The organism is Bradyrhizobium sp. 23AC (genome assembly GCF_054863025.1).
In genome coordinates, this window is sequence record NZ_JAVAYN010000001.1 from 628,824 (window position 1) to 647,408 (window position 18,585).

Sequence of the window (18,585 nt, forward strand, 5' to 3'; positions counted from 1 at the left end):
TTTCGCTCGTCACTCCGCGCTCGCGGCTAATGGGCCCTGACCCCTAACTATCGTCGCGCCGACTTTTGTTCAGAGTGCCGTAGCGCGTTCACGAGCGCAGACAGCGCGGCTGGTTGATGCTGACGACTGGGATAATACATGAAGAAGCCGGGAATTGGGGGCGTCCAATCCTCCAGCACCCGAATAAGACGGCGCTTCGCAATATGTTCAGCGACCTGCTCTTCATAGGCTAGGCCGATACCAACTCCGGCGAGCGCCGTCTGAATCACCAGGTGAGTGTCGTCAATGATGAGCGGGCCATTCACGTTGATCGTGACCGACTTTCGTCCTTGCTCAAACTCCCACCGATATGGACCACCTGCGAGGCGCAGGGTAATGCACCGATGATCGCTCAGATCCCTCGGCTTTTCGGGGATGCGCCGTGAAGCGAAATAGCGCGGCGACCCTATGACCGCCAATCGCAGTTCGGGCGTGACGCGAACCGCGATCATGTCCTTTTGAATGTACTCGCCAAGCTGAATACCGGCATCGAACTCGCCTGCAACGAGGTCCACGGGGCCAGTGACGGTGACGACGTCCAGAACGATGTCGGGGTAGGCCTCAGCGAAAGCCCTGAGCCGCGGTAACAGTACCATCACCGCAGCCGATCGCGACATGACGATTCGAAGGCGACCTTCGGGCCGGCGCCGAATGCTTCGGGCTTTGTCGAGGGCATGACGAATTTGCTCAAGTGCCGGAGACAGATCTTCCAAGAGAGCTGCTCCCGCAGCGGTCGGTGCAACACTCTTGGTCGTTCGAGCGAGCAGCTTCAGCTCGAGCCGTTGCTCAAGCCTCCGGATTGTGTGGCTCAAGGCAGACTGAGACACACCCAGCTTTATCGCAGCGCGTGTAAAGCTTCGTTCACGGGCCACGATTGCAAACGCGGCGAGGTCGTTCATTTCGTCTGTCATCATCATGAATATCGCTCATGAGCCCATGCCGTTCAATACGTCTAGTCTCATAAGTCACCTTGCCGTAGGTTTTTGCGCGAGCACGGGAGACGACCTGCAGCACTTTTCTGCGCGATGGGCAGGTCGACGCTCGGCATAGCTGGCCGGACCGCATGAATGGGTCCGGTGCAAAGCTTTGAGGATGACAATGGATACGGACCTTCCCGCCTTGCGCTCCCTTGCGCAGACCTATTTCGACGCTGCCTATGAAATGGATGCTGACAAGTTTGCATCCATATTTCACCCATCGAGTTCCGTGACGAAGGTCGCCGAGGACGGCAAATTGGGCGTGACGCCGATTGCGTCCTGGCTGGCAGTGGTCCGCAACACGAAAGCTCCGAAGCAACAGGGCTTCGAGCGAGAAGATCAGATCCTATCAATAGACGTTGAAAGCGAGCTCGCGCTTTTGAAAGTCAAATTGCGCATTCCGCCGCGCTCCTTCACGGACCTGCTGTCGTGCTTGAAGGTGAACGGGACCTGGACAATAGTTCAGAAAGTGATGACGTCGAAAGTCTGACGGATTCGGTTACGGCAGGGCAGCGTCCATGAGGCAGGTGCGGCCATGGGCGCGGTTCGCTCGACACATTCTCAGGCGGACTCTCAGACCTGCACCCCCTCATGCCGCAGCAGCCAGCGCTTGCGCTCGAGCCCGCCGCCATATTTCACCAGCGAACCATCGGCGCCGATCAGGCGATGACACGGAAGCACTACACTGATCGGATTGGAGCCGTTGGCATGACCGACGGCACGAATGGCTTTTGGCAAATCGATCTTTGCGGCCAGCCCGCCGTAGCTCATCGTGGTGCCGGCGGGGATGTGAACCAGCGCGTTCCAGACCTTCTGCTGGAACGGCGTGCCGGCGATACGCCATGCGATGGCCGAGAGCTGACCGAGATTGCCTTCGAAGTAACCCGATAGCGCCGTCCGCATGGATGCAGGCGCAGGCCGGTCGCTGAGATCGACCGCACCGTAGTGCAAGCGCAAGAGCTCGCGCATGCGATGCTCGTAATCCTCCCAGTCGAGCGCCCGCAAGGCGCCCTCCGCATCGGTAACGAGCAGCGCGACGCCGATCGGCGTCACCAGGCGATCGAGGCCGAAGCGTTCAGGCGTCTTGGTTGGTCGAGCGGGCATCGCGGCACCAGGCAATCGAAACACACCCATCGCACTTGCCATGCCGGCCGTGCTATCGTCCACCCGAAAGCTGACGCTGGGGGGAGCTCAACTTGATCCTGATCGCCAATATCCTGGTGGCGCTGGTCGCCGCACTGCACGTCTTCTTCCTGATCCTGGAGATGTTCCTCTGGGACAAGCCGCAGGGCCTGAAGGTGTTTCGCAACACGCCGGAGAAGGCCGAGATCACGAAGGTGCTGGCCGCCAACCAGGGCCTCTATAACGGCTTCCTCGCCGCAGGCCTGATCTGGGGTCTCGTCCACGGCAACCCGGCCTTCGCATTCCAGATCAAGGCGTTCTTCCTGCTTTGCGTGATCGTGGCCGGCGCCTATGGCGCCGCGACCGTCAGCAGCCGCATCCTGATGGTGCAGGCGCTGCCGGCGGCGGTCGCGCTGGTCGCGTTGTTCCTGGCCTGAGACGCCTGACCTAGGACTCCCTGGCCTGAGACGCTACGGCGCAGCGCCGCGATCCTTGCGCGGCGACGAAGCTTCCTCCACAATCTTCGGCAGCGATGGCGACCGTTGCAATCAACGGGAAAAGACCATCGGCCGAAAATTCCGTCAGGAGGAACAACCAACATGACCAATCGCAGAGCCTTCTTAGCTGCCACGACAGCGCTCGCCTTCGCGTTCTCCGCGAACCAAGCCTTCATAAGCGAAGCCTTCGCCCAGAAGAAATACGACACCGGGGCGACCGACACCGAGATCAAGATCGGCCAGACCGTGCCGTTCTCCGGCGCCTACTCCGTCTACGCCAATATCGGCAAGACCCAGGCCGCCTACTTCAAGATGATCAACGATCAGGGCGGCATCAACGGCCGCAAGATCAATCTGATCCAGTATGACGACGCCTATTCGCCGCCGAAGACGGTGGAGCAGGTGCGCAAGCTCGTCGAGGGCGACGAGGTGCTGTTCACCTTCCAGCTCATCGGCACCGCGGCCAACGCCGCCGTGCAAAAATATCTCAACGGCAAGAAGGTGCCGCAGTTGCTGGCCTCGACTGGCGCGGCCCGCTTCAACGATCCCCAGAACTATCCCTGGACCATCGCCTACAATCCCAACTACGTGTCCGAGGGACGCATCTACGCCAAATACATTCTCAAGGAGCATCCGAACGCCAAGATCGGCGTGCTCTACCAGAACGACGACATGGGCCGCGACTATCTCGCGGGCCTCAAGAGCGGCCTCGGCGACAAAGCTGCCGGCATGATCGTCGGCGAGGTCTCCTACGAGGTCACCGACCCGACGGTCGATTCCCAGGTGGTCAAGCTGAAGTCGATGGGCGTCGACGTGTTCTTCGATGCCTCGACGCCGAAATTCGCGGCCCAGGCGATCAAGAAGCTCGCCGACCTCGGCTGGACGCCGGTGCACATCCTCGACATCAATGCGAGCCCGATCTCGGCGACGCTGAAGCCGGCCGGCCTCGACATCTCCAAGGGCATCATCTCGACCCAATATGGCAAGGAGCCCAGCGATCCCCAGTGGAAGGACGATCCCGGCGTGAAGGCCTTCTTCGCCTTCATGGACAAGTATTTCCCGGAAGGCGACAAACTCAACACCGTCAACACCTACGCCTATTCGGTGGCCGAGCTGCTGGTGCAGGTCTTGAAGCAATGCGGCGACGACCTGACGCGTGAGAACATCATGAAGCAGGTTGCCAACATCAAGAACTTCACGCCGAGCTTCGCGCTGCCCGGCATCAAGATCAACACCGGGCCGAACGACTTCCGCGTCAACAAGCAGATGCAGATGATGAAGTTCAACGGCGAACGATGGGAACTGTTCGGACCGATCATCGAGGACACGGGACCGTCGGGCTAGTCCCGATCTCGTAGGGTGGGTTACGCCCAGCGGACTGCACTTCGCGCAGCCCGCAAGGCTAACCCACCCTACGAACGCCCACCTTGCGTCGCAACATTCGTTCCTCCACACTCGCCCTCAGCGATGGCATCGGACGCACCGTGCGGCCGGCAGATCATCGGCAAAAACAGACTGAGGGAATTGCGAATGAGGAATGGAAAGCTGCATCTGGCCACGGCGCTTGCTCTGGCGCTGTCGATTTCAGCGGCCATCCCAGAAGAAATATGATCCGGGCGCCAGCGACACCGAGATCAAGGTCGGACAGACCGTGCCGTTCTCGGGACCGGCATCGGCCTATGCCACGATCGGCAAGACACAGGCCGCCTATTTCAAGATGATCAACGACCAGGGCGGCATCAACGGCCGCAAGATCAACCTGATCCAGTATGACGACGCCTATTCGCCGCCGAAGGCGGTGGAGCAGGTGCGCAAGCTCGTCGAGAGCGACGAGGTGCTGCTGACCTTCCAGATCGTCGGCACGCCGTCGAACGCAGCCGTGCAGAAATATCTCAACTCCAAGAAGGTGCCGCAGCTGTTCGCCGCCACCGGCGCCTCGAAGTTCACCGATCCGAAGAACTTCCCTTGGACCATGGGCTACAACCCGAACTATTTCGTCGAGGGCCGCATCTATGGCCAGTACGTCCTGAAGGAGCATCCGAACGCCAAGATCGGCGTGCTTTATCAGAACGACGATCTCGGCAAGGACTATCTGAACGGCATCAAGGCCGGCCTTGGCGACAAGGCAGGCAAGATGATCGTGACGGAAGCGTCCTACGAGGTATCCGATCCGACCATCGACTCGCAGATTCTCAAGATCAAGGATGCCGGCGCCGACCTGTTCTTCAGCGCGACCACGCCGAAGCAGGCCGCGTAAGCGATCAAGAAGATCGCGGAGATGGGCTGGCATCCGGTGCAGATCGTCGACATCAACGCCACCTCGGTCGGCGCGGTGATGAAGCCGGCGGGCCTCGAGGCGTCCAAGGGCGTGATCAGCGTCAACTACGGCAAGGATCCGCTCGATCCGGCCTGGAAGGATGATGCCGGCATGAAGAAATATTTCGACTTCATGGCGAAGTACTATCCTGACGGCGACAAGGATTCGAGCTTCAACACCTATGGCTACGGCACCGCCCAGCTGCTGGTGCACGTGCTGAAGCAGTGCGGCGACAACCTGACGCGCGAGAACGTCATGAAGCAGGCCGCGTCGCTGAAGGACTTCATCGGCGACATCGCGCTGCCCGGCATCAAGGCCAACACCTCGGCGACCGACTACCGCGTCAACAAGCAGCTTCAGATGATGAAGTTCAACGGCGAGCGCTGGGAGCTGTTCGGCCCGATCCTGGAGGATGCGGGTCCGGCGGGTTAGTGAAGTCTCGTAGGGTGGGTTAGCCGCAGGCGTAACCCACCACTTCTGCCGCCGCGGAGACCAAAGCGGTGGGTTACGCCCGGCGGACTGCGCTTTGCGCAGCCGCCGCGCTAACCCACCCTACGAGCTACTCCGGTATCTCTCCAAAATTCTTCCCGATCGGCAGCACGGCGTGCCGGATCAGCCGCGAGTCCTCGACCGCTGCCTGGCGGTGCTTGACCGCCTCGCGGTAGACGGGATCGCGGATCATCTCGACGAAGGCTCCGACATCAGGATATTCGGCGATGAAGCAATGGTCCCAGCGCTCCTCTTGCGGACCGATCAGCATCAGCTCGAACTTGCCCTGCCAGACGATCCGGCCGCCGAGGCGTTCGAACACCGGGCCGCTCTCGCGGCCATAGGCCGCGTAGGCTTCGGCGCCGCTTGCCTTGCGGCCGTCCGGGTAGGCCGCCTCCTTGCGCAGGCGCACCAGATTGAGCATGTGGATCGGCCCGGGACGGTCGTTCTCCCGGAATTGCGCAAAAATCTCCTTGGTCGGATCGATATGGCCCATGTGTGTTTCCTCTGCGTATTTCCCGTGTTTTGTGCCGGCGATCCTAGCTCCGTCGTCCAATCAGCGGAACTGCGGCGGGCGAATGCCGCACCTCCTAATCGCGCGTTAAGGTCTGGGTAACCGGGCCTTAAACAGCGACCGCTAGCGTGCGGCGGGGCGGGCTGACCGGGCGTTTTTGCGTATGGCGTGGGGAAAGAAAAAAGGTGGGCGGAAGGAGCCGCTGTTCGGCTTGCCCGCGGCGCTCGCCGATCTGCGCCTGACCGCGGCGGACCGCATCCCCGGCGGCGACGACAAGCCGAAGAAATCAGCGAAATCATCCGCCAAGCGCAAGAGCGAGGATTCCGGTGACGAGCCGCCGCGCGAGCGGAAAGCGCAAGCCAGCCGCAGCGGTGCCAAGCGCCGGTCGAAGTCACGTATTGGCGCCAGCATCGGCCGCCTGGTCTATTGGGGCGCGGTGCTCGGCCTGTGGGGCGCGATCGCCGTGATCGGCGTCGTGATCTATGTCGGCGCCCATCTGCCGCCGATCCAGTCGCTGGAGATTCCCAAGCGGCCGCCGACGATCCAGATCGTCGGCATCGACGGCAGCATGCTGGCGCAGCGCGGCGAGATGGCCGGCGCCAATGTCTCGCTGAAGGATTTGCCGCCGTATCTGCCGAAGGCGTTCATCGCCATCGAGGACCGGCGCTTCTATTCGCATTTCGGCATCGACCCGATCGGCATCCTGCGCGCCCTCGTCACCAACGTCATGCATCGCGGCGTCTCGCAGGGCGGCTCGACGCTGACGCAGCAGCTCGCGAAAAACCTGTTCCTGACCCAGGAACGCACCATGCAGCGCAAGCTGCAGGAGGTGGAGCTCGCGATCTGGCTTGAGCGCAAGCACTCCAAGAACGAGATCCTGGAGCTCTATCTCAACCGCGTCTATTTCGGCTCGGGCGCCTATGGCGTCGAGGCGGCGGCGCAGAAATTTTTCGGCAAGTCGGCGAAGAACGTCACGGTCGCCGAGGCCGCGATGCTGGCCGGTCTCGTCAAATCGCCCTCGCGCCTTGCGCCGAACCGCAACCCCGAAGGCGCCGAGGCGCGCGCGCAAATCGTGCTTGCGGCGATGGCGGACGCGAAGTTCATCACCGATGCGCAGGCGCAGGCCTCGATCGGCCATCCCTCCTACAATGTGAAGCCGGTCGGCGCCGGCACCGTCAATTACGTTGCCGACTGGATCGGCGAGGTGCTGGACGATCTGGTCGGCCAGATCGACGAGAGCATCAAGGTCGAGACCACGATTGATCCGAAACTGCAGAGCGTGGCGGAAGCCGCCATCATCGACGAGCTCGCGGCCAAGAGCGTGAAGTTCAATGTCAGCCAGGGTGCGCTGGTGGCAATGACGCCTGATGGCGCGGTGCGCGCCATGGTGGGCGGACGGAACTATTCCGAGAGCCAGTACAACCGCGCTGTAACCGCAAAACGCCAGCCGGGCTCCTCCTTCAAGCCGTTCGTCTATCTGACCGCGCTCGAGCAGGGGCTGACGCCTGATACGATGCGCCAGGACGCGCCGATCGAGGTCAAGGGCTGGCGACCCGAGAACTACACCCATGAATATTTCGGCGCGGTGACGCTGACGCAGGCGCTGGCGATGTCGCTCAACACGGTCGCGATCCGTCTCGGCCTCGAGGTCGGGCCGAAGAACGTGGTGCGCACCGCGCACCGGCTCGGCATCTCCTCCAAGCTCGAGCCCAACGCCTCGATCGCGCTCGGCACCTCCGAAGTCTCCGTGGTCGAGCTGGTCGGCGCCTATGCGCCCTTCGCCAATGGCGGTCTCGCGGTGGCACCGCACGTCGTCACGCGGATCAAGACGCTGGGCGGCAAGCTGCTCTACATGCGCCAGCCTGAGGAGCGCAATCAGGTCATCGACCCCCGCTATGTCGGCATGATGAACGCGATGATGCGGGAGACGCTGATATCAGGCACCGCCAAGAAGGCCGAGATCCCGGGCTGGCCCGCGGCCGGCAAGACCGGCACCAGCCAGGACTACCGCGACGCCTGGTTCATCGGCTACACCGCGAGCCTCGTCACCGGCGTCTGGCTCGGCAATGACGACAACTCGCCGACCAAGAAGGCGACCGGCGGCGGCCTGCCGGTGGAAGTCTGGTCGCGATTCATGAAGACGGCGCATGAGGGTGTGCCGGTGGCAGCATTGCCGAGCACACAAGGCGGCTGGGGCCTGTCGAACCTCGCGCAGGCGGCTTCGCAGGTGTCGCCGCCGACGATGGCAGCGCCCGGGCCGGCCCCCGCAAGCAATGGCGGCTATCGTCCACCGCCGACGCGCGCCAATGCGCGGCCGGAAGCGGCGGCGGGGCTCGACGGCTGGCTGATGGACCGGCTGTTCGGTGGAAACCGATAGGCTCGGGCTGAGGTCTCCATGACCTCAAAACAAAAACTGCGAAAACAACCCCATGCACAGTAGCCGAAGATAACGAAATCAACGGCTTGCGGAGGCGGCACTGCGAGGAATGAACCTCGCGCAGCCAGCCCGCTGTCATTCCCCGCGAAGGCGGGGAATCCAGTACGCAGCGGCTTCTCGGCTAAACAAATAACTGCCTCTGGAATAATGGATCGCCCGCCTTCGCGGGCGATGACAGTGTTTGCTGGGTTGGCAACCTTGCGTATCGCGCCACTGCTTCGGCAAGTCCTGCCTATCGCGGCAAGATTCGCCGCGCCCCGGAGCTCGCCGAAAGCAAAAACTCCAATCCCTTCAAGCTCCCGTCAGCGGCCCGGGATTTGCTCTTATAGGTTGAGCGAGTGTCTGGGAGCGTTCCATGATTTCAAATCTATCCAGCGTGGCGCTGCCGCATCTGCGGCCCGCGTCGACGTCTGCTTCAAATGCGGCATCCGGTCTCCAGCCGGTCGTGTCAGAGGCGGCAGACGCGGCGACCAACGGCTTCCGCGTTGACGTCTCCCAGGTGAAACCGCTGCAAGGAGCGAAGCCGATATCGGTGGCGGATGATCCGGTCCTGCGCGACCTGATGGCGACAAACTGGCTGATGACCCACGGTGCGAGCGCAACTCAACCGGCCGTCTCGGACGATGCGCCTGAAAACACATACGCGCAGGTGAAAGTCGGCGGCAAGGTGGTGGCCACGCTCTACAATGGCGGCTCCTCGACGATGACCAACGCAGCGGCCGCAAAGATAGGCAAGCTCGAGGATCCTCCCGGCTTGAGCGGACCAGACCTGGCGCAATGGCGCGCTGACAATTACGCCAGGCTGCTTGGCGGCACCGTCGAAAAGGCTCCCACCGCGATCACGCAATCGCAATGGACACCGCGTGAAAGCAGTTCCACGAGCTACAGCCGCGAGCAACTCGACGCTGCGTTCCAGGCGATGCTGGCCGAGGGCCAGAAGGCCAGCGCGCAGCGGCAATCGTCCTATCTGGCGTCACACGCGCAGCCGGGGAGAAGCGCGGATATCAGTGCGTGACCCGCGGGATGAATTGAGGATGCGCCTCGAAGCGCAGACGTCGCCGCATTCTCAACTGTCATTCCCCGCGAAGGCGGGGAATCCAGTATTCCAGAGACATCGAGATTCATAAAAGCTGCCGCGGCGTACTGGATCGCCCGCCTTCGCGGGCGATGACAGCCTCCTAATGGCGCACCCTAATCCTCGACCCCATACCGGTGCAGATCATTGCCGTAGGTGTCGAGCCACTTCTTGGCGCGCTCCATCGACGGGCAGACTTTTCCGCATACGCGCCAGAACCGCGCCGAGTGGTTCATCTCGACGAGATGGGCGACTTCATGCGCGGCGAGGTAGTCGAGCACGAAGGGCGGTGCGAGGATCAGGCGCCAGGAAAACGACAGCGAGCCGGCCGAGGTGCAGGAACCCCAACGGCTGGACTGATCGCGGATCGAGAGGCGCTTGACCCTGACGCCGAGCTCGGCGGCGTAAGCCTCCGCCGAACGCTGCAGGTCGCGGCGCGCCTCGCGCTTGAGGAAATCGCTGACGCGGCGATCGACATGCTCGAGCCCGCCGGCGACGCAGAGAATGCGTTCGCCGCTATCGCGCGTCTCGGTCCACACAGTGCCGCGCGTGCCGGCGCGATGAACGATGCGATGCGACGTGCCGCGCAGCGGTATCACCGTGCCCGGCTGGAACGGCGCGGCCTTCGGCAAGCGACCGAGGCGCGCCGCGATCCACGCACCGTGGCGCTGCGCGAAGTCTTTTGCTTCGGCCAGCGTGCCGCGCGGCGGCATGGTGAGGATGGCTTCGCGATCGCTGGGGTGAATTCTCAGCGTGTAACGGCGCGCGCGGCGGTGCCGGCGCAAGCGGATGGCAAAAAACTGCGATCCATGGGTGATCAGGACGGTCTTGGGTTCGTGGGGCCGCCGATAGAGGAGAGCGCGAGTGGCCATGTCTGTCAGTCCGGGGGGCAGGAGGGCGCCCGGATTCTGCCATAACCGCCGCCAGGGAAAGCGCTCGGCGCAAAAACAAATCATTTGCCCAATATACAGCGGTCTGACGTCCGGGAGACCCTACAGACTGGGGTTGGAACCGGCTTTTTTCGCCCCCGCTGGACGCATGCGGCACCCCCAAGGGGTGAGGGAAGACTCACTCCTATAAAGCTACCTAAATACCGCGAATCTGGAGGGAGCCAGGCCCAGCCGGAGCCTCCGGCGGGGCCTGAATTTTCGACGGGAAAGCCGAAAACGAAGGTTATTCGGCCGCGAGAGCCTGCAATGAGCTCGGATTCGCAGCTGAGACCATGAAGTCATGGATTCGCGGAACGATTTCCGACTTGAAGCGCGAGCCGTTGAACACGCCGTAATGTCCGACGCCCTTCTGGACGTAATGAACGCGGCGATGATCGGGGATCGAGCTGCACAATGTGTGCGTCGCTTCGGTCTGACCGAGACCCGAGATGTCGTCGTTCTCGCCTTCGACCGTCATCAACGCCACGCGCGTGACCTTGGAGGGGTCCACGCGTGTTCCGCGATGGGTCATCTCGCCCTTCGGCAGCGAGTGCTTCACGAACACGGTGTCGACCGTCTGCAGGTAATACTCGGCGGAGAGGTCCATCACCGCGAGATATTCGTCATAGAACTCGCGATGCTTGTCGACGAGGTCGCCGTCGCCCTTCACCAGATGGGCAAAGAGCTGCTTATGGGCGTCCATGTGGCGGTCGAGATTCATGCTGATGAAGCCGTTGAGCTGCAGGAATCCCGGATAGACGTCGCGCATCATGCCGGGATGCGGGAACGGCACCTTGGTGATGACATGGTTGCGGAACCAGTCGATGCCGCGCTCCTGGGCGAGATTGTTCACCGCCGTCGGGTTGCGACGGGTGTCGATCGGGCCGCCCATCAGCGTCATCGAGGTCGGCACGAAGGGATCGCGCCGCGCTTCCATGATCGAGACGGCGGCGACGACGGGCACGGAGGGCTGGCACACCGCCATGACATGGGTGTTGCCGCCGAGGACGTGCAGCATCTCGATAACGTAGTCGATGTAATCGTCGAGATCGAAGCGGCCATCGCTGAGCGGCACCATGCGGGCATCGGCCCAATCGGTGATGTAGACCTCATGTGCGGGCAGGAAGGCCTCGACCGTGCCGCGGAGCAGCGTCGCATAATGCCCGGACATCGGCGCCACGATCAGCACGCGCGGCTGCGGGCTGCGCAGGGGACGAGCGAACTTGCGATCGAAGTAGAGCAGCCGGCAGAACGGCTTTTCCCAGACCGAGCGGACCTCGACGGGGACGCGGATGCCGTTGACCTCGGTGTCGTCGAGGCCCCATTCCGGCTTGCCGTAGCGGCGCGTGGTGCGCTCGAACAATTCGCAGGCCGCGGCAACCGACTTGCCGACCTCGGTGCGCGTCCAGGGGTTGAGAGGATTCTGGAACAGCAGCTTGGTCGCGTCAGTGACCGCACGTGCCGGATTGAGAGAGGCGTGCGCCATCTCGTACATCCAGTACATCGGCGTCGTCAGGACCGGACTGCCTTCTGCAGCCAGGGGCGGTGCGCCGCCGAACTCACCAATAGGCATCGCTATATCCCTCTTCGCATCGCAGCATACTGCCGAATGCGCAATATTGCGTCAATGCATGGTTCCGTACATCTACGGAGCCGAAGCGGCTAAACCAGCCTGAATCCACGGGAAAGTGACGTTATTCACCGCCCGACAGCAGCGAGCCGTGCCGTTTGGCGCTGCGTAAAAGGGCAAGGAATGATGCAAAAGATGCAACCAGAAGGACGGCGTTGATGGCCAGCGCCTCCAGCATCAGGTCGGCGCGGAAGGTGTTTTCGATCAGCAGCGCGCGCATCCCCTCGAAGGCATAGGTCGGCGGCAACGCCCAAGCGACGTATTGCAGCCAGACCGGCAACACGCTGACGGGATAGTAGACGCAGGCAAGCGGCAGGATCGCGAACATCAGGGTCCAGACGATGCTCTCGGCGCCGAGCCCGTTTCGCAGCACGAGACCCGACACGAAGATGCCGACCGACCAGCTCGTGAAGATCAGATTGCAGAAGAATGCGATCAGCGGCAGGCCCAGGGCGTAGACATTGAAATGAAACATGAACAGCGCGAGCAAGGTCATCGGAATGATCCCGATCGCAAGCCGGATCAGGCTCATGACCATCAGCGACAGCAGAAACTCGATCGGCCTCAAGGGGCTCATCATGAGGTTGCCGATGTTGCGCGCCCACATCTCCTCCAGGAACGAGATGGAGAAGCCGAGCTGCCCGCGGAACAGGATGTCCCAGAGGATGACGGCGCCGATCAGCGTGCCGCCGGCGCGCGCGAAGAAATTGGAATTCTCGGCGATGTAATACTGGATGAAGCCCCAGGTGATGACCTGCAGCGCCGGCCAGTACAGCAGTTCGAGCAGCCGCGGCCAGGACGACAGCAGGAGGTACCAGTAGCGCAGGATCATCGCACCAATGCGATGCGGGGAGATGCCGCGGTGGATGGTGATGTCGGTCATGGCCGCACCTTCATCTCGAAAAGAGCCGTCATTCCGGGGCGATGCGTAGCATCGAGCCCGGAATCCATCGACCGGCAGCAAACGCCGCGAAATGGATTCCGGGCTCGCGCTCCGCGCGCCCCGGAATGACGGCTGAGACACGAAAGCCCCCTCACCTTGCCGCCTCCTTCGCACCGTTCACCCGGCCGCGCGCGACGTCCAGAAACACCTCCTCCAGCGTGGTGCGGTTGTAGCGCGCCATGATCGCCTCCGGCGTGTCGTCGTCCTCGATGCGACCGCGCTTCATGATGATGACGCGATCGCAGAGCCGCTCGACCTCGAGCATGTTGTGCGAGGCCAGGAGGATGGTGGCGTTGTTGTCCTTGCGATAACGCTCCAGATGCGCCCGCACCCAGTCGGCGGTATCCGGATCGAGCGAGGCGGTCGGCTCGTCCAGCAGCAGCAGCTCGGGCCGGTTGATCAGCGCTTTGGCGAGCGCGACCCGGGTCTTCTGCCCGGCGGACAGCTTGCCGTTGGCGCGGTCGATGAATTCGGTGAGATCGAGATCGTCCGCGAGCTCGGCGATGCGCTCCGACAGGTTCTTCACCGCATAGAGTTTGCCGAACACGGTGAGATTCTGCCGCACCGTCAGCCGCATCGGCATGTCGACATAGGGGCTCTCGAAGTTCATCCGCCCCAGCACGGAAGCGCTCTCCTCGGGCATCCTGTGACCGAGCACCTGCACGCGGCCGGAGGTCGGCAGCACCAGGCCCATGATCATCGCGATGGTCGTGGTCTTGCCGGCGCCGTTGCCGCCCAGAAGTCCGGTGATGGTGCCTCGCGGCAGCGAAAAGGAGATGTCGTCGACCGCGCGGGTCTGCTTGTAGATCTTGACGAGGTGCTCGACCGCGATCGCCGCGGACGAGCTGCGCTCCGCGACAGTCGGCCGACTTGAAGCCTTGCCTTTCTCGGTCATGCTGGTCGTTCTTCTGCTATTGCAGCGGATAGCGCAAGGCTTGTAATCGGTGGTTCCGCGAGCCCAGCGTTTGTGATCTGGAAGGCACCCCCATTGGCCGATATGACTGAAATTGCTGCTTCCGACTTTCGCCACGCGCAGCGGCATATCCGCCTGGACACGATCCTGCGGCTGCGCTGGCTGGCGGTGCTGGGCCAGCTCGCGGCGATCTTCATCGTGGCGCAGGGGTTGGAATTCAACGTCGAGATCGTCCCCTGCGTCAGCATCATCGCCTTGTCGGCAGCCCTGAATCTGGCGCTCCAGACCGCGGCCAATCCAATGCAGCGGCTGGAGCCGATGCAGGCGGCCGGACTGCTCGCGCTGAACATCGTGGAACTGGCCGGTCTGTTGTACTTCACCGGCGGACTGCAGAACCCGTTCTCGTTCCTGTTCTTGGCGCCGGTGCTGATCTCGGCCACGGCGCTGCCGGCGCGCTTCACGTTCGGCCTCGGCGTGCTTGCGGTGGCCTGCGCCTCGGTGTTGTTCTTCTTCCATTTGCCGCTGCCCTGGGATTCCGACGATCCCCTGGTGCTGCCGCCGATCTATCTCGTCGGCGTCTGGCTCTCGATCGTGCTCGCGATCGGCGTCACCAGCCTCTATTCGTTCCAGGTGACCGAGGAGGCGCGCAAGCTTGCGGATGCGCTGGCCGCGACCGAGCTGGTGCTGACGCGCGAGCAGCATCTGACCCAGCTCGACGGCCTCGCCGCCGCGGCCGCGCACGAGCTCGGCACGCCGCTCGCGACGATCTTCCTGATCTCGCGCGAGCTGGAGAAGACGGTGAAGGACGCCAGCTTTGCCGCGGACCTGAAGACGCTGCGCGAGCAGACCCAGCGCTGCCGCGACATATTGAGCAAGATCACCCAGCTCTCCTCCACCGGCGCGCCGTTCGATCGCATGAAGCTGTCGGAGCTGATCGAGGAGGTGGTGGCCCCGCACCGCGATTTCGGCGTCGAGATCAAGGTGCGGATCGCGGTCGCCGCCGTGTCCGAGCCGGTCGGCTCGCGCAATCCGGCGATCCTCTACGGCGTCGGCAACATCGTCGAGAACGCGGTCGATTTCGCCCATACCACCGTTGAGGTGAACGCGTGGTGGAACAAGGACACGATCGAGCTTCTGATCTCCGACGACGGCCCCGGCATTCCGCCCGATATCCTGAACCGGATCGGCGAGCCCTATCTGTCGCGGCGGCGAAATACGGATGACGGCGGCGGTGAGCAACGCGGTCTCGGATTGGGCGTGTTCATCGCGCGCACATTGCTGGAACGCACCGGCGCCAAGGTCTTGTTTACCAACCGGATCTTTCCGGAACACGGCGCGGTGGTGCAGATCACATGGCCGCGACAGCGTTTTGAGGCTATCGAGAGCCTCGAAGAAACAATAGGATAGGGCATGATCCCGGAAAAGTGTTCAGCGGTTTTCCGATAGGATCATGCGAGGATAAGAATCGCGAGCGCGATGACCTTCATCGCGCTTGTGGCCGCGACCTTGCGTCGCACAACAGGGCCGATCGACTATCGGCGGCCTTGGCACCGCCCGATTGCGAGGCCATATGTAGTCGCGTTGGAGAGAGGACAAAACCTTGAACGCCATCGCCGAACTGAACGAACAGACTGACCGCTCGCTGCTCATCGTGGAGGACGACAAGCCGTTCCTGGAGCGGTTGTCGCGCGCCATGGAAACGCGCGGCTTTGCGGTGACGTCATGCGACACCGTCTCGGATGGTCTTGCGCAGATCGGCAAGGCGGCGCCGGCATTCGCCGTGGTGGATTTGCGGCTCGGCGACGGCAACGGCCTCGACGTGGTTTCGGCGCTGAAGAAGAAGCGCCCGGATGCGCGTGCGATCGTGCTGACCGGCTATGGCAACATCGCCACCGCCGTCACCGCGGTGAAGATGGGCGCGATCGATTATCTCTCCAAGCCGGCGGATGCCGACGACGTCGTCGCGGCGCTGCTGTCGACCAGCGCGGAGAAATCCGAGCTGCCGACCAACCCGATGTCGGCCGACCGCGTGCGCTGGGAGCACATCCAGCGCATCTACGAGATGTGCAACCGCAACGTCTCGGAAACGGCACGGCGGCTCAACATGCACCGCAGGACCTTGCAGCGCATTTTGGCCAAGCGCGCGCCGAGGTAACGGTCTCGTAGGGTGGGCAAAGGCGCAAAGCGCCGTGCCCACGCTCTGTCAGAGTTGGATAGAGATCGTGGGCACGCTGCGCTTTGCCCACCCTACGGCACCTTTGTTTGCGGCGCCGCTACTCCCAGAAATCCGCGTGTCCCTGCGGGTCGACCAGGCGGTTGATGCGCAAGGCCGCCGCCATTCCAAACCGCACCGTCATCTGCTTGCGCGTGGCTGCAGCGAGCTTGTGCTCGGGCGCTTCGCAATGCATGTGCGCGCCATAGGCGTCGGCGACGATCAAACCGGTGTCTTGCGGAAAGATCTCGCACGGCAGGTCCTGCGTGAAGGCGAAGAACAGCCGGTCGCAATGGGCGCGGTATTCGTGCCATTTCTGATCGGCGCGCAGATCCTCCACCGACGATTTGATCTCGACGATCCAGATCTCGCCTCGCTCGTTCAGCGCCACGAGGTCGGCGCGCCGGCCTGAGGGCAGCGGCAATTCGCTGATACAGGTAAAGCCGAGCGAACGCAGCAGCCGCGCGGTGCCACGCGCGACCGCAAGCGCCGTTTCCGACTGACGACGATCGGGTGGCGGCACCAGGGCGATGTTACGGGCGGGGCTGTCCATGGAGGGAGGATAGCCGATTCCGTTTGGGGCGGACACTCTCTCCATTCGTCATTCCGGGGCGCGCGCTTCGCGCGCCCCGGGACGACGGCGAACGAACGGAACCTCCCCTCCCCCACGCACTTATCACGCAGCCGCCGCACCTCGGCGGAACCACCGAGGCTGCGCGGATGATCGACGATCTCTGGTACAAGAACGGCGTGATCTACTGCCTTTCCGTCGGCTCCTATATGGATGCCAACGGCGATGGCGTCGGCGACTTCAAGGGCCTGCTTCGCCGGCTCGACTATCTGCATGGCCTCGGCATCACCACGATCTGGCTGATGCCGTTCCAGACCTCACCGGGCCGCGACGACGGCTACGACATCGCCGATTATTACAGTGTCGATGCGCGTTACGGCACGCTCGGCGATTTCGTCGAGTTCGCCCATGGCTGCAAGCAGCGCGGCATCCGGATTATCATCGATCTCGTCGTCAATCACACCTCGGACCAGCATCACTGGTTCAAGGAGGCGCGGCGCGACAAGAACTCGCCATACCGCGACTGGTATGTGTGGTCCAGCAAGAAGCCGGCCGGTGCCAACAAGGGCATGGTGTTTCCCGGCGTGCAGAAATCGACCTGGACGCGCGACAAGGAAGCGGGCGCGTATTACTTCCACCGCTTCTACGATTTCCAGCCCGACCTCAACACGTCGAACCCGCATGTGCAGGCCGAGATCCTGAAGATCATGGGGTTCTGGATCCAGCTCGGCGTCTCCGGCTTCCGCATGGACGCCGTGCCCTTCGTGATCGCAACCAAGGGCGCGAAGGTGAAGAAGCCCGTCGAGCAGTACGACATGCTGCGCGCGTTCCGCGAATTCCTGCAATGGCGGCAGGGCGACGCCATCATCCTCGCCGAAGCCAATGTGCTGCCGAAGACGGACATGGAATATTTCGGCCGCGATGCCGACCGCATGCACATGATGTTCAACTTCCACGTCAACCAGCACCTGTTCTATGCGCTGGCCTCTGCAGATTCGCGGCCGCTGGCGAAAGCGTTGAAGGCGACCAAGCCGCGGCCGGCGACGGCGCAATGGGGCCTGTTCCTGCGCAATCACGACGAGCTCGACCTGGGGCGGCTGACCAAGGCGCAGCGCGACACCGTGTTCAGGAATTTCGGCCCCGACAAGGATATGCAGCTCTACGACCGCGGCATCAGGCGGCGCCTCGCGCCAATGCTCGGCGGCGACCGCCGGCGGCTCGAGCTTGCCTACAGCCTGATGTGCACGCTGCCGGGAACGCCCGTGATCCGCTATGGCGACGAGATCGCGATGGGCGACGATCTCTCATTGCCGGAACGCAATTGCGCGCGCACGCCGATGCATTGGTCGACCGAGCCGCATGGCGGCTTCACCAAGAACAACAAGCCGGCCTGCCCTGTGATCGACAAGGGGCCTTACGGCTACCCGCACGTCAATGTCGCCAAGCAGCGGCGCGATCCCAACTCGATGCTGAACTGGACCGAGCGCATCGTCCGTATGCGAAAAGAGGTGCCGGAGGTCGGCTGGGGGGACTTCGCGATCATTCCGGTGCGCGATCCCGCCGTGTTCATCATGCGCTACGACTGGCGCAACAATTCGGTGCTGTTCGTGCATAATCTCGACGAGAAGCCGCGCGAGATCGCGTTCTCGGCCGGGCTGCCGGACGAGGCCGGCGCGCACCTGATCAATCTGCTCGCGGAGGACCACAGCCACGTCGACAAGCGCGGCCAGCACCGAATCGTGCTGGAGCCGTATGGCTATCGCTGGTACCGCGTCGGCGGGCTGGATTATCTGCTGAAGCGGAGCGATATCGACGGGACTACGGCGCGGGGAAAGAAGCATCCGGGGTAAGAGCATCTACGCATCGCTATACTCCACGGCAGCCGTACCCTCCGCTGTCGTCCCCGCGAAAGCGGGGACC

At 62.9% G+C, this 18,585-nt stretch carries 16 protein-coding genes and 1 pseudogene; 9 read left to right on the forward strand and 8 right to left on the reverse strand.

Annotation, left to right across the window (positions count from 1 at the left end; all coding sequences use genetic code 11):
• Positions 1 to 47: 47 nt before the first annotated feature.
• Entirely contained in the window at positions 48 to 953 is a 906-nt protein-coding gene (locus RAD10_RS02900) for a LysR family transcriptional regulator (RefSeq protein WP_461616575.1), read from the reverse strand.
• 184 nt (positions 954 to 1,137) lie between these two features.
• Here RAD10_RS02900 and RAD10_RS02905 point away from each other — a divergent pair, with 184 nt between their 5' ends.
• Positions 1,138 to 1,506, forward strand: coding sequence for a nuclear transport factor 2 family protein (locus RAD10_RS02905; protein ID WP_461616253.1), 369 nt, complete (start codon positions 1,138 to 1,140; stop codon positions 1,504 to 1,506).
• A gap of 83 nt (positions 1,507 to 1,589) precedes the next feature.
• On the opposite strand, the gene RAD10_RS02910 is transcribed toward RAD10_RS02905, so the two are convergent.
• Positions 1,590 to 2,120 (reverse strand): methylated-DNA--[protein]-cysteine S-methyltransferase, encoded by a 531-nt coding sequence (locus tag RAD10_RS02910; RefSeq protein WP_461616254.1) that lies wholly within the window; start codon positions 2,118 to 2,120, stop codon positions 1,590 to 1,592.
• Between the two features lie 98 nt (positions 2,121 to 2,218).
• Between RAD10_RS02910 and RAD10_RS02915 the strand changes: the two genes are divergently transcribed.
• The 3 genes and pseudogenes from RAD10_RS02915 to RAD10_RS02925 all read left to right on the forward strand — a co-directional run bounded on the left by RAD10_RS02915 (position 2,219) and on the right by RAD10_RS02925 (position 5,384).
• Positions 2,219 to 2,575, forward strand: a complete 357-nt coding sequence (locus RAD10_RS02915) for a DUF1304 family protein (protein ID WP_026202198.1) — start codon at positions 2,219 to 2,221, stop codon at positions 2,573 to 2,575.
• Positions 2,576 to 2,737: 162 nt separating this feature from the next.
• Positions 2,738 to 3,979 (forward strand): ABC transporter substrate-binding protein, encoded by a 1,242-nt coding sequence (locus RAD10_RS02920; protein WP_461616255.1) that lies wholly within the window; start codon positions 2,738 to 2,740, stop codon positions 3,977 to 3,979.
• 186 nt (positions 3,980 to 4,165) lie between these two features.
• Positions 4,166 to 5,384: pseudogene (locus RAD10_RS02925) on the forward strand (ABC transporter substrate-binding protein).
• A gap of 127 nt (positions 5,385 to 5,511) precedes the next feature.
• Here RAD10_RS02925 and RAD10_RS02930 read toward each other — a convergent pair.
• Complete coding sequence (locus RAD10_RS02930) at positions 5,512 to 5,937, reverse strand: DUF1330 domain-containing protein (protein WP_461616256.1); 426 nt, start codon at positions 5,935 to 5,937, stop codon at positions 5,512 to 5,514.
• 181 nt (positions 5,938 to 6,118) lie between these two features.
• Between RAD10_RS02930 and RAD10_RS02935 the strand changes: the two genes are divergently transcribed.
• Complete coding sequence (locus tag RAD10_RS02935) at positions 6,119 to 8,332, forward strand: transglycosylase domain-containing protein (RefSeq protein WP_461616257.1); 2,214 nt, start codon at positions 6,119 to 6,121, stop codon at positions 8,330 to 8,332.
• Positions 8,333 to 8,747: 415 nt separating this feature from the next.
• The gene (locus tag RAD10_RS02940) at positions 8,748 to 9,407 is read left to right on the forward strand and encodes a hypothetical protein (RefSeq protein ID WP_461616258.1); all 660 of its coding nucleotides are present in this window, start codon (positions 8,748 to 8,750) and stop codon (positions 9,405 to 9,407) included.
• 176 nt (positions 9,408 to 9,583) lie between these two features.
• Here RAD10_RS02940 and RAD10_RS02945 read toward each other — a convergent pair whose 3' ends face one another.
• From RAD10_RS02945 to RAD10_RS02960, 4 genes are all read right to left on the reverse strand, one after another.
• Positions 9,584 to 10,423 (reverse strand): M48 family metallopeptidase, encoded by an 840-nt coding sequence (locus tag RAD10_RS02945; protein WP_461616259.1) that lies wholly within the window; start codon positions 10,421 to 10,423, stop codon positions 9,584 to 9,586.
• A gap of 217 nt (positions 10,424 to 10,640) precedes the next feature.
• On the reverse strand, positions 10,641 to 11,969 hold the full coding sequence (locus tag RAD10_RS02950; RefSeq protein WP_461616260.1) for a polyhydroxyalkanoate depolymerase: 1,329 nt from the start codon (positions 11,967 to 11,969) through the stop codon (positions 10,641 to 10,643).
• A 121-nt stretch (positions 11,970 to 12,090) separates the two neighbouring features.
• Positions 12,091 to 12,909 (reverse strand): ABC transporter permease, encoded by an 819-nt coding sequence (locus tag RAD10_RS02955; RefSeq protein ID WP_461616261.1) that lies wholly within the window; start codon positions 12,907 to 12,909, stop codon positions 12,091 to 12,093.
• 151 nt (positions 12,910 to 13,060) lie between these two features.
• A complete protein-coding gene (locus tag RAD10_RS02960) occupies positions 13,061 to 13,864 on the reverse strand; it encodes an ABC transporter ATP-binding protein (protein WP_461616262.1) in 804 nt (267 codons plus the stop codon).
• Positions 13,865 to 13,966: 102 nt separating this feature from the next.
• On the opposite strand from RAD10_RS02960, the gene RAD10_RS02965 reads away from it, so the two are divergent.
• Together RAD10_RS02965 and RAD10_RS02970 are read left to right on the forward strand one after the other, a co-directional pair.
• Complete coding sequence (locus tag RAD10_RS02965) at positions 13,967 to 15,289, forward strand: ActS/PrrB/RegB family redox-sensitive histidine kinase (RefSeq protein WP_461616576.1); 1,323 nt, start codon at positions 13,967 to 13,969, stop codon at positions 15,287 to 15,289.
• Positions 15,290 to 15,482: 193 nt separating this feature from the next.
• Complete coding sequence (locus RAD10_RS02970; RefSeq protein WP_008141807.1) at positions 15,483 to 16,037, forward strand: ActR/PrrA/RegA family redox response regulator transcription factor; 555 nt, start codon at positions 15,483 to 15,485, stop codon at positions 16,035 to 16,037.
• A 118-nt stretch (positions 16,038 to 16,155) separates the two neighbouring features.
• On the opposite strand, the gene RAD10_RS02975 is transcribed toward RAD10_RS02970, so the two are convergent.
• Complete coding sequence (locus RAD10_RS02975) at positions 16,156 to 16,647, reverse strand: MmcB family DNA repair protein (protein ID WP_461616263.1); 492 nt, start codon at positions 16,645 to 16,647, stop codon at positions 16,156 to 16,158.
• Between the two features lie 167 nt (positions 16,648 to 16,814).
• Here RAD10_RS02975 and RAD10_RS02980 point away from each other — a divergent pair, with 167 nt between their 5' ends.
• Positions 16,815 to 18,515, forward strand: a complete 1,701-nt coding sequence (locus tag RAD10_RS02980; RefSeq protein ID WP_461616264.1) for an alpha-amylase family protein — start codon at positions 16,815 to 16,817, stop codon at positions 18,513 to 18,515.
• Positions 18,516 to 18,585 lie beyond the last annotated feature (70 nt).

Excerpts from the sequence above, each read along its gene's own strand:
- RAD10_RS02905 (WP_461616253.1), top strand. The coding sequence starts at position 1,138 with ATGGATACGGACCTTCCCGCCTTGCGCTCCCTTGCGCAGACCTATTTC.
- RAD10_RS02930 (WP_461616256.1), bottom strand. The coding sequence starts at position 5,937 with ATGGGCCATATCGATCCGACCAAGGAGATTTTTGCGCAATTCCGGGAG.
- RAD10_RS02900 (WP_461616575.1), bottom strand. The coding sequence starts at position 953 with ATGATGACAGACGAAATGAACGACCTCGCCGCGTTTGCAATCGTGGCC.
- RAD10_RS02965 (WP_461616576.1), top strand. The coding sequence starts at position 13,967 with ATGACTGAAATTGCTGCTTCCGACTTTCGCCACGCGCAGCGGCATATC.
- RAD10_RS02980 (WP_461616264.1), top strand. The coding sequence starts at position 16,815 with ATGATCGACGATCTCTGGTACAAGAACGGCGTGATCTACTGCCTTTCC.
- RAD10_RS02940 (WP_461616258.1), top strand. The coding sequence starts at position 8,748 with ATGATTTCAAATCTATCCAGCGTGGCGCTGCCGCATCTGCGGCCCGCG.
- RAD10_RS02935 (WP_461616257.1), top strand. The coding sequence starts at position 6,119 with ATGGCGTGGGGAAAGAAAAAAGGTGGGCGGAAGGAGCCGCTGTTCGGC.
- RAD10_RS02920 (WP_461616255.1), top strand. The coding sequence starts at position 2,738 with ATGACCAATCGCAGAGCCTTCTTAGCTGCCACGACAGCGCTCGCCTTC.
- RAD10_RS02975 (WP_461616263.1), bottom strand. The coding sequence starts at position 16,647 with ATGGACAGCCCCGCCCGTAACATCGCCCTGGTGCCGCCACCCGATCGT.
- RAD10_RS02945 (WP_461616259.1), bottom strand. The coding sequence starts at position 10,423 with ATGATTTGTTTTTGCGCCGAGCGCTTTCCCTGGCGGCGGTTATGGCAG.
- RAD10_RS02950 (WP_461616260.1), bottom strand. The coding sequence starts at position 11,969 with ATGCCTATTGGTGAGTTCGGCGGCGCACCGCCCCTGGCTGCAGAAGGC.
- RAD10_RS02955 (WP_461616261.1), bottom strand. The coding sequence starts at position 12,909 with ATGACCGACATCACCATCCACCGCGGCATCTCCCCGCATCGCATTGGT.
- RAD10_RS02910 (WP_461616254.1), bottom strand. The coding sequence starts at position 2,120 with ATGCCCGCTCGACCAACCAAGACGCCTGAACGCTTCGGCCTCGATCGC.
- RAD10_RS02960 (WP_461616262.1), bottom strand. The coding sequence starts at position 13,864 with ATGACCGAGAAAGGCAAGGCTTCAAGTCGGCCGACTGTCGCGGAGCGC.